We start from the raw sequence: 1,188 nt of genomic DNA on the forward strand, positions 1-1,188 counted from the left end.
CAAGGGTCTCAAGGTGTGCAAGGCATTCAGGGACTTGAAGGACCGGAAGGGCCGGAAGGGCCTCAAGGTGTGCAAGGCATTCAAGGGCCTGAAGGATTAGAAGGACCGACTGGACCTCAAGGTGTGCAAGGCATTCAAGGGCCTGAAGGATTAGAAGGACCGACTGGACCTCAAGGTGTGCAAGGTATTCAGGGGCCGGAAGGACCACCTGGGCCGACTGGAGACTGTGAGTGTCCACCGGGCCAACTGGACCTGGATGTAATTTCCTTGTATATGTTACTAACGCGGGAGCAATCGATGACCCTACAGATGATACAGTATCAGTGATTAACACCGCAACAAATACAGTAGTCGCTACAATTACTGTAGATAATGCACCTCTTGAAGTAACAGTTTCACCCAATGGGGCTCGTGCTTATGTTACTAATATTTTTTCCGATACCGTTTCCGTTATTGATACTGCTACTAATATAGTTATTGCTACCATTCCCGTTGGAGCTGATCCAATTGGCGTAGCTGTTTCTCCAAATAACACAACTGTTTATGTTGGAAACCACGCGAGTAATGACGTTTCAGTTATTAATGCTGCTACTAATACAGTTATCACTACCATCCCTGTTGGTATCGCTCCGCAAGGAATAACTGTTTCTCCAAACGGAGCCTTTGCATATGTTGCAAACGAATTAAGTAACACAATTTCTGTTATTAATACTGCTACTAACACAGTTACCGCTACCATTCCTGTTGGCATTCGCCCTAGAATAATCGTTTTCACACTAGATGGCACTCGTGCTTATGTCACGAATCAGAACAGCAATACTGTTTCTGTTATTAACACCGCTACCAATTCCGTAATTAATACAATTAACGTAGGTACCGAACCTGTTGGTATAGATATTACACCAGGTGGAAACCTTATTTACGTTGTAAATAAAGTTAGCAATAATGTTTCGGTAATAAATGTGGCGACAAATACTTTGATTGATACAATTCCTGTTGCTTTATCCCCTGATCAGGTAACTATCATACCTGATGGCACTCGTGCCTATGTTACAAATCAAGGTAGTAATACTGTTTCTGTTATTGATATTGCCACGAATACTGTTATCACTAATGTCCCAGTAGGTTTCGCTCCAACAGGAATAGCAACTGGAACTATTTGTGAATAAAATGAAAAACAAACATAGT

General features: G+C 42.5%; 1 pseudogene. It reads left to right on the forward strand.

Annotated features, from left to right (window positions below):
* Positions 1–1,169 (forward strand): annotated as a pseudogene (locus ACQGS6_RS28775) (beta-propeller fold lactonase family protein); the annotation flags it as partial.
* Between the last annotated feature and the right edge of the window lie 19 nt (positions 1,170–1,188).

It is taken from the genome of Bacillus sp. GMs2/2 (assembly GCF_050172095.1).
GTDB lineage: Bacteria > Bacillota > Bacilli > Bacillales > Bacillaceae_G > Bacillus_A > Bacillus_A cereus.